The organism is Saccharopolyspora sp. (genome assembly GCF_017434145.1).
Taxonomy (GTDB): domain Bacteria; phylum Actinomycetota; class Actinomycetes; order Mycobacteriales; family Pseudonocardiaceae; genus Saccharopolyspora_C; species Saccharopolyspora_C galaxeae.
Map to the genome: position 1 here is coordinate 1 of NZ_JAFRFW010000100.1, position 8,627 is coordinate 8,627.

Annotated in this window: 11 protein-coding genes; 6 read left to right on the plus strand and 5 right to left on the minus strand. The window is 67.6% G+C overall.

Annotated features, from left to right (window positions below):
- Positions 1-215: 215 nt before the first annotated feature.
- The 3 genes from IJH84_RS02645 to IJH84_RS02655 all read right to left on the minus strand — a co-directional run bounded on the left by IJH84_RS02645 (position 216) and on the right by IJH84_RS02655 (position 2,008).
- Positions 216-572, minus strand: a complete 357-nt coding sequence (locus IJH84_RS02645) for a hypothetical protein (protein WP_200068574.1) — start codon at positions 570-572, stop codon at positions 216-218.
- Between the two features lie 59 nt (positions 573-631).
- Complete coding sequence (locus IJH84_RS02650) at positions 632-847, minus strand: DUF397 domain-containing protein (RefSeq protein WP_307849893.1); 216 nt, start codon at positions 845-847, stop codon at positions 632-634.
- Positions 848-1,135: 288 nt separating this feature from the next.
- A complete protein-coding gene (locus tag IJH84_RS02655) occupies positions 1,136-2,008 on the minus strand; it encodes a helix-turn-helix transcriptional regulator (RefSeq protein ID WP_295139803.1) in 873 nt (290 codons plus the stop codon).
- Between the two features lie 279 nt (positions 2,009-2,287).
- Between IJH84_RS02655 and IJH84_RS02660 the strand changes: the two genes are divergently transcribed.
- Positions 2,288-3,088 (plus strand): exodeoxyribonuclease III, encoded by an 801-nt coding sequence (locus tag IJH84_RS02660; RefSeq protein WP_295139815.1) that lies wholly within the window; start codon positions 2,288-2,290, stop codon positions 3,086-3,088.
- On the opposite strand, the gene IJH84_RS02665 is transcribed toward IJH84_RS02660, so the two are convergent.
- Positions 3,089-4,186: a helix-turn-helix domain-containing protein gene (locus tag IJH84_RS02665; protein ID WP_295139805.1), complete on the minus strand. Its 1,098-nt coding sequence runs from the start codon at positions 4,184-4,186 to the stop codon at positions 3,089-3,091.
- A gap of 167 nt (positions 4,187-4,353) precedes the next feature.
- On the opposite strand from IJH84_RS02665, the gene IJH84_RS02670 reads away from it, so the two are divergent.
- Complete coding sequence (locus tag IJH84_RS02670) at positions 4,354-4,569, plus strand: hypothetical protein (RefSeq protein ID WP_295139807.1); 216 nt, start codon at positions 4,354-4,356, stop codon at positions 4,567-4,569.
- A gap of 90 nt (positions 4,570-4,659) precedes the next feature.
- On the opposite strand, the gene IJH84_RS02675 is transcribed toward IJH84_RS02670, so the two are convergent.
- The gene (locus IJH84_RS02675) at positions 4,660-4,953 is read right to left on the minus strand and encodes a 4a-hydroxytetrahydrobiopterin dehydratase (protein ID WP_200068580.1); all 294 of its coding nucleotides are present in this window, start codon (positions 4,951-4,953) and stop codon (positions 4,660-4,662) included.
- 208 nt (positions 4,954-5,161) lie between these two features.
- On the opposite strand from IJH84_RS02675, the gene IJH84_RS02680 reads away from it, so the two are divergent.
- From IJH84_RS02680 to IJH84_RS02695, 4 genes are all read left to right on the plus strand, one after another.
- Positions 5,162-5,809, plus strand: coding sequence for an HD family hydrolase (locus tag IJH84_RS02680; protein WP_295139810.1), 648 nt, complete (start codon positions 5,162-5,164; stop codon positions 5,807-5,809).
- 372 nt (positions 5,810-6,181) lie between these two features.
- Entirely contained in the window at positions 6,182-6,415 is a 234-nt protein-coding gene (locus tag IJH84_RS02685; RefSeq protein ID WP_200068582.1) for a hypothetical protein, read from the plus strand.
- 130 nt (positions 6,416-6,545) lie between these two features.
- Positions 6,546-7,541, plus strand: coding sequence for a tryptophan--tRNA ligase (trpS, locus tag IJH84_RS02690; protein ID WP_295139817.1), 996 nt, complete (start codon positions 6,546-6,548; stop codon positions 7,539-7,541).
- A gap of 67 nt (positions 7,542-7,608) precedes the next feature.
- Positions 7,609-8,627, plus strand: a 1,019-nt coding sequence (locus tag IJH84_RS02695; protein ID WP_295139813.1) for a YhjD/YihY/BrkB family envelope integrity protein, incomplete at its 3' end; no start/stop codon positions are given.

Consider the following 8,627-nt stretch of genomic DNA (forward strand, 5'->3'; position numbering starts at 1 on the left):
CACCGCACTCGGGGTGCTTCTCCGGGCCGTGCCACCGCGCGGGGCCGCAGCAGCGGCGGCCGCGAACGCGCGGGCGATTCGTACCGGCCGCGGCTCCACGCACTTCGGGGGGTTCGGGGCTGGGAGTCGCGGCGGGTGCGGGCAGGCACCGGGATCGGAACGGGGGGTGTGGTGGGGAGGTCCTGCAAACCTCCGGCTTGCGATGGCGCCCGGGCTCAGGCCGAGGCGGCCAGCCAGGTCGACCGTCCCGCTCGGGTGGGGACCCAGCATCCGCCGGCCTGCCCGGAGTGTTCCGGTTCCGGGTCGGCCAGTTCCAGCGCCTCTGCGATGACCTCGTCGGCCGGACCCACGGTGCGCCACAGCACGGTCTTGGGGAACAGCACGTCCGGTTCCTCGCCCGGGATGCGCGCCGCGTCGGCGTCGTCCTCGCCGTATAGCTGCACGATGTCGATCACGCCGTGGTGCGCCCGGATCCCGACGACGGCGATCAGCGAGCCGTCGGAGGCCCGGGGATGGGCGAAGTGGAAGTCGCGGGCGATCAGTGCCTGCAAGCCGTCCGTTATCTCTTTCATGACGCCACCGAGGGTTGTGCGAGAGGGCTGGTCGGAGCTGCTGCGGGCGCCGGACGGGTTCAGACGATCAGGTCGTCGAACTCGCCGTCCTTGGCGCCGGACAGGAAGGCCGCGATCTCATCTCGGGTGTAGATCAGCGCGGGGCCGTCGGGGTAGCGGGAGTTCCGCACGGCGATCTCGCCGTCGAGCAGCGACGCCAGTTCGACGCAGTTGCCGACCGAGCCGCTGTAGGCGCTCTTGCGCCAGGCCGCCTCGGGCACGTGCTGTGCGGTCATTCCGTTGCGGATCTCCGGCATCGAAGTACCCAGCCTTTCCCCGACTTGCTTGCAACGACCATCTGCACGTGCATCCGGTCGTGCAAGGACCGTATCACTGAACAATGGAATGATGAATGCACGTGCAGGCGCACGACTAGCCGGGGTGGTCACGATCCGGTGGTTGTTGATCACGCACTGCGGTCGGCGATCCGACCGAATCCAAGATTAATCCTGCTCGGCCGATCGATTGTGTTCGCGCGAGGTAACGCAGCGAAGCTCAGGCCTGCGGAACGTGTGAGGTAAATCTCAGTCGAGGAGGTTCTTGCGGGCTGCTTGCAAGGTCTTGCGGGTGGCTTCCGGGGTCTGCGCGTCCACGGCGAGCCGGTGGCTGACCTTGCTGTAGATCTCCACGTCTTCCGGCTTGTCCAGGTAGAGCGCGCCGCAGAGGTGCTCCAGGTACACGATGTCCGGGATCTCCGGCTCGGCGAAGCGCAGGATGGAGAACGCGCCCTCGGCGCCGGAGCGGCCCAGATCGAACGGCAGGACCTGCAACGACACGGTGGCCAGCTTGGTGATCTCCAGCAGGTGTTCGATCTGCTCGCGCAGCACCGCGCGGCCGCCGATCGGACGGTGCAGCACCGATTCGTCGATGACCGCCCACAACTTCGGCGCGTTCGGCTGGTTGAACAGCCGCTGGCGGTACATCCGCAGGCCGACCCGGCGATCCACCTCGTCGTCCACGGCCTCCGGCATTCCCTGGCTGGCGATCGCGCGGGCGTACGCCTCGGTCTGCAGCAGGCCGGGGACGAACTGGATCTCGTAGGTCTGGATCCGGGAAGCCGACTCCTCCAGTCCCACGTAGTCCTGGAACCAGGACGGGACGAGGTCGCTGTAGCGGTGCCACCAGCCGGGCTGGTTGGACTGGCGGACCATTTCGAGGAACGTCGCGCGCTCGGTCTCGTCGGCCACGCCGTAGAGGGTGAGCAGGTCGGCGACGTCGCGCTCCTTGAAGCCGACGCGGCCGAGCTCCAGCCTGCTGATCTTGGAGCCGGAGCCGCGGATCTCGTAGCCCGCGTCGTCCCGGGAGATGCCGCTGGCCTCGCGCAACCTGCGCAGCTGGCCCCCCAGCACCAGGCGACGAGCGGTGGGGCCGCTGCCCGCGGCTCCATCCGTGGTCACGTCCAGACCTCCCGCATTCCGCACGGTCGTTCCCATGGACACTTCGTCGTGCCGTCGGCACTGTCCGTTACCCGGGTTCCGGATTATCCACCGTCCGGATGACCCAAGATCCAGACGGCGAAGTCTAGCCCATCATGCCCTACCGGTTGCACCGGTTGTAAAGCGTTCGAGCAGGTCGCAGGCGGCATGATCAACAAGTGCGATGTTGCGCACATCGCCGCGGGCGGTTCGTTCCGGCGGCGCAACGGCCCTGCGGTGGGGATCGTTAGGCTCGGGCCCGTGCTCACCGTCTCGACCGTGAACGTCAATGGATTGCGGGCCGCCGCCAAGAAGGGCTTCGTCGAATGGCTGGCAGGCACCGGCGCCGACGTGATCTGCCTGCAGGAGACCCGGGCGGAACCGGACCAGCTCACCGCGTCCGTCCGCGAACCCGAGGGCTGGCACACCGTGCTGGCGCCCAGTTCCGCCAAGGGCCGTAGCGGCGTGGCGGTGTATTCGCGGGCGCGGCCGGAGAGTTCCCGCGTCGGTTTCGGCAGCGCGGAATTCGACGACAGCGGCCGCTACGTCGAAGTGGAGCTGCCCGAAGTCGTGGTCGCCAGCCTGTACTTGCCCAGCGGCGAGGTCGGCACTGCGCGTCAGGACGAGAAGGAACGCTTCATGGCGGAATTCCTGCCGCACCTGGACGCGCTGCGCACCCGCGCGGCGGAAGGCGGCAAGGAAGTGCTGGTGTGCGGCGACTGGAACATCGCGCACCGCGAAGTGGACCTGAAGAACTGGAAGGCGAACCGCAAGAACGCCGGGTTCCTGCCGGAGGAGCGGGCCTGGATGGACCGCGTCTTCGACGAACTCGGCTACGTCGACGTCGTCCGCTCGCTGCACCCGGACGACCAGGGCCCGTACTCGTGGTGGTCCTACCGCGGCAAGGCGTTCGACAACGACTCCGGCTGGCGGATCGACTACCAGGCCGCCACCCCGGGCCTGGCCGCTCGCGCCTCCGAGGCGTGGGTGGAACGGGCTCCGAGCTACGACAAGCGCTGGAGCGATCACGCCCCGGTGACGGTGACCTTCGACCAGCCTTGATCAGCAGGGGAGCAGTCGCTGTACTGCGTCCAGTCGGGCGTCGGTCCGGGCGGACGGCATCGCCGAGCTGTAGGAGCGGCCACGCTCCAGGGCTTCCCGTGCAGCGTCGAACTCGCCTGCCCGTGCGTGGGATTCGGCGAGCCAGGAGAGGTAGAGGGCTACCTCCCGGGCGTGCTCAGCGGGGTACGTGGCGATAGCGGAGGACAGCAGCGGCGCCGCCTTGCCGGGTGCGCCGAGTTCGATCAGGCAGCGTCCCGCCATGACGTCGATTTCGGCTCTGTTGAGCCAGTACGTCCATTCCGGTTCGTCCGCTCCGCGCCGTTCATAGGTGTCATCCACCATGTCCAGCGTTCGCCAGGTGGCTTCGGTGTCTCCGGCCTTGGCGGATGCCCATGCGACACGTTCCAGCAAGAGCGTGCGAACCAGGGGAGTAGCTTCCTGCGCTCCCATAATCGCGCTGCGAGCGAGCAGCGCAGCGTCCGCGGGATTACCGACGTTCGCTGTTTGGTAGCTGAGGCTGGATAGGAGTTGGGCTCCCAGAACCTTGTCGTGAGCCCCATTCGCCGCTGCGACACCTGAGAGGTAGAAGCGCTCTGCCTGCCGGTATTCGCCTGCGTCACTGGCTACCCAGCCTGCTAGCTGGGCCAGCTCTCCCACTGCGGTGAACAGCCTCCGGCCGACAGGTTCTGTGAAGCTCGCCGAGCGGATCAGGCTCTCCGCCTCGCCCAGTTCCTTGAAGATGACCGGACCTAGCTCATCGCTGCTCACCGTGTCGTCAAGGTGTCTCAGCTCCACTACGCGAGCTTCTAGCTCGCTGGCGAGGGAGTTGCCGACCTTCCGGCCCGAACGGGTCTGCACGGCCATCGGAGAGGTCGAAACAAGCCACTCGTGCGCGACACGGAGCGGGTCTCCCGGAGCAGGGCTCAGCGGCATCCCTAGTGCCTGCTCGTACGCAGCCACCACGTCGGGAACGGCTGAGCGCTTACCGGTCTCGACCATCGAGAGATGAGCCTTGGTGAAGTGCGTCCGCTCAGCCATGCGGTTCAGGCTCAGCCCTGCTGCCTCCCGCGCGGCGCGGAGATCTGCTCCAGTGCTCACGGCTCCCCCTTGTGAACCCTTGTGAACGGCGAAACCCTACCGCGCACGGCGCGCGACTCCGAAACTACTTGCAGGGCGAGCCGTCGAAAGGAGTCACGCCGGAATTTTGCAGCGGTTCCTTGCTGCGTTCAAGAAGCTCTGAGGGGTGACAAGGAGTTGGTTCACCGATGGGTTCTCGCGTGGAAAGAACGTCAGAACAAGCGGCACATGAACAGGAAGAGGGTCCGGATCTATCTCTGATCCCGTTGAATCAACTCGAAGGCGCAGCGCGGGCGATCATCCGCGAAGCGCTGGATCCAGAAGGGTTGAGCATCCCTGAGCGCGAGCTACGAAAGTGGCTTGTTGGCTTGGGGCTCCTCTATGAGTTGAAAGAGGCGAACTGAGCCTGGTCAGTTTCCATGCTGACCACCCGATCCCCCTTCAGCGCTTTCGGGAGGAGCAAGAGGCCCCTGTCGGGCAGGGGCCTCGATCGCTCAGCTCTCGTCCACCGTTTTATTGATCTTCCGGGCGAGTTCCAGGTCGTGTTCGGTGATGCCGTCGGCGACGTGCGTCGTCGAGGTGACGGTCACGTACTTGTAGTCGTGCACTCGGATATCGGGGTGGTGGTTCAGGTTGTTCACGATGAACGCGATTACGTTCACGAGCTGAATGGCACCGTTGAACCCCTTGCGCTCCCAAGTGCGCGCAATGGCGTTCCCAGCACGGCTCCAGCCTTCGATCCCGGCGAGGGCTTCGTCGACAGCGGCCGTGCTCAGCGACTCAGGCAATCCGACTCCTTCGTACGACGGTGGCGAAGACGATATCAGCTTCCGCGGCGAGCGTGCCGCGCGATCTTTCGTTGAGGTATGTCCGCGAAAGTTCCGCCGCGCAAATTTTTTAATTGAATGTCGTGGGCCGAGGTGCGCCGCAGTGGGTTCCGGAGTGCTACCCGTCCGCACGGTTGTTCCGGCTGGACAGGGTTGCCATGGTGAGTGCGTGGACTTCGACGACGACCTATTGCTCGCCGAGCGCACTCCGCTGCCGGACGCCGTGGGTGGCCGGTTGCGGGAACAGCTGGTTTTCCTGGCCGAAGTGGACAAGCTAAAAGCGGTGCTGCGGCAATCGCCGCTGGCCGCGGTGGATCGGCGGGAGAACGATGCCGAGCACTCGTGGCACTTGGCGCTGATGGTGACCGTGCTCGCCGAGCACTCCGACGAGCCGATCGACGTCGGGCGGACCGTGCAGCTCGTGGTGGTGCACGACCTCATCGAGATCTACGCGGGTGACACGCCGCTCTACGACGACGCGGGCAGGGAAAGCCAGCAGCAACGCGAAGAAGCCGCCGCGGACCGGTTGTTCGGCCTGCTGCCGTCCGACCAGGCGAAACACTTCCGCGAGCGGTGGGACGAGTTCGAGGCTCGTCGCACTCCGGAGGCGCGGTTCGCCAAGGCGATGGACCGGATGCAGCCGCTGCTGCTGAACTGGCTCGCGCAGGGCGGCACCTGGCGCACTCCGGGCGTCACCGCGGACACCGTGCGCGAGCGCAAGTCGGTCATCGGCGACGCATCGGCTCCATTGTGGACAGCTGCCCGGGAGGTCATCGCCGAAGGCGAACGCCGCGGCTGGGTCGAACCCGGCGGCTGAATCCGTGCTTCGCGCGCCGAGCCGTCGGCCACGCCGGAGCCCCGCGGACGGGCAGCTGAGTTGATCTTTGCCGGTATTGCCACTCGGTCGGGTGAGTGGTCGTTCTCACCATGGCGCCGTCGCGGGTTCACCGGATCGAGCTAAGCGTGCGCGCTCACCAGGAGCGATCAGTGACAGACGGGCTGTCAAGGGTACCCGGTGTCGGGGGGTCGCAAGGGGAAAATAGGATCTTTGCGTCGTGGCCGGTTTACGCAACGCGATCGTGGAGTTCACCCGCGATCGGTACGGTCCGCAACCGGGTTCAGAGAGTTTGTGACCCGTACGGGTTAACCGTTAAGGGAGGCAACGCTCGTGCGTAGCCGATTTGCACGCATGACCACGCGAGGACTCGTCCTCGGGATGCTGCTGGCCACCGCGGTCCTCGGCACCGCGACCGCGCAGGCGGCCGGACCGCGCCCCGCGCTCGCCCAGGACGTCAACCCGTTCGAATCGATGGCCACCCCCGTCGGCCTCGCCGCCGTCGGCTTCGGCATCGCAGGCATGGTCGCGGGAGTGCTGCGCCGCAAGAAGGTCGAAATCCAGCCGGAGAACCAGCGCAAGAGCTGAATCTGCCCGCACCCGGTCCGCCTGTCCGGGCTCGGCTTGCGAGAATCAACGGGTGAGCAGCGACGATTCCGCCACCCAGCAGACTCCGGCAGGCCAGGCGCGGCAGTCCGGCGACGCGGCGCCCGCGCGAGTGCCCCGCGTCCTGTCCGGCATCCAGCCCACCGCCGACTCGTTCCACCTCGGCAACTACCTCGGCGCACTGCGCTCCTGGGCGCGGATGCAGCACGACAGCGACGCCTTCTACTGCATCGTCGACCTGCACGCCATCACCGTCGAGCAGGATCCGGAACTGCTGCGCAAGCGCACCCGGGTGTCGGCGGCGCAGCTGCTCGCGCTGGGCATCGACCCGGAGCGCTCGACGCTGTTCGTGCAGAGCCACGTGCCCGAGCACGCGCAGCTCGGCTGGGTGCTGGAATGCCAGGCCGGGTACGGCGAAGCCGGCCGGATGACGCAGTTCAAGGACAAGGCCGCGCGGCAGGAAGCCGACCACATCCGCGTCGGGCTGGTCACCTACCCGGTGCTGCAGGCCGCGGACATCCAGCTCTACCAGGCCGACGCGGTCCCGGTCGGCGAGGACCAGCGCCAGCACCTGGAACTGACCCGCAACCTCGCGCAGCGGTTCAACTCCCGCTTCGGCACGACCTTCACGGTGCCCGCCGCGCACATCCCGGAGGCCGCCGCGAAGATCCAGGACCTGCAGGACCCGGGCGCGAAGATGAGCAAGTCGCAGCCCAGCGGGGTCATCGACCTGCTGGAGGACCCGAAGCGCGCGGCGAAGAAGCTGCGTTCGGCGGTCACCGACAACGAGCGCGAAATCCGCTACGACCCGGAGCACAAGGCCGGCGTGAGCAACCTGATGGTGATCAACGCGGAGCTGACCGGGCGCAGCATCGGCGAACTGCAGGCCGCCTACGAGGGCAAGGGCTACGGCGACCTGAAGAAGGACACCGGCGAAGCCTTCGTCGAGTTCGTCACGCCGTTCCAGCAGCAGGTCAACGCCTACCTGGCGGATCCGTCCGAATTGGACAAGGTGCTGCGCCGCGGCGCCGAGCGGGCCCGCGAGGTGGCCGCGCGGACCCTGCGCACCACCTACGACCGCGTCGGGTTCCTGCCGCCTGCGGGCTGACGAGATCATTCGGCGGTAGCCTCTGAGCCCGTTCGGGGCAATCCCGGACAGTCCTGGGAGGTGCACTTTGCCGGATCGCAGCCAACCGGCGCGCAGCGCAGCCGAGGCGGAACCGCCCGGCAGGCTGGAACGGCTCCGCCGCAGGCACGGGTGGCTGGACCGGTTGATCCGCTCGTACGAGCGCTACCAGAGCCAGTACGGCGATTACTACGCCGCAGCGGTCACCTACTTCAGCGTGCTCGCGCTCGTTCCGCTGCTGATGATCGGGTTCGCGGTCGCCGGGTTCGTGCTCGCGGGCAACCGCGACCTGCTGGAGCAGTTGCGCCGCTCGATCACCGAGGCGGTGCCGAACCCGTCGATGAGCGGCCTGCTCAACCAGGTCGTGGAGCAGGCCATCAACCAGGCGGGCGCGGTAGGCGTGATCGGGCTGCTGGTGGCGCTGTATTCCGGGCTGGGCTGGCTGACGAACCTGCGGGAGGCGCTGACGGCCCAGTGGAGCCAGCAGTTCGAGGCGCCGCCGATGCTGCGGCGGCTCGGCTCGGACCTGCTGTCGCTGCTGTGGCTGGGGCTCGCGCTTGCGGTGTCGTTCGGGCTCAGCGCCGTCGGCGGCGGTGTCGGGCGCTGGTTGTTCTCGCTCGCCGGGATCGAGACGACGCTGGCCGCGCGGATCGTGCTCGGCGTGCTCGCGACGCTGCTGTCGCTGGCAGCGGGCTGGGTCGTGTTCACCTTGGTGCTGGCACGGCTGCCGCACATTCCCGTGTCGATGCGCAGCGCCATGTGGGGCGGATTGTTCGCCGCGGTCGGGTTCGAGGTGCTCAAGCAGGTCGGGGTGATCTACCTGAACAGCGTCACCGGCTCGCCCGCGGCGGCCGCGTTCGGCCCGATCCTGGGGTTGCTGGTGTTCGCGAACCTGACTTCGCGGTTCATCCTGTTCGTGGCGGCGTGGACGGCTACCGCGCCGGAGAACGAGCGGACCGCGCAGCCGGCGCCTCCGCCGCCCGCGGTGATCCGGCCGATCGTGCGGGTGCACCGGCCGGGGCGCGGCGTCCTCGGGGGAGTTTTCGGGCTGGGCGCCATCCTCGGCTG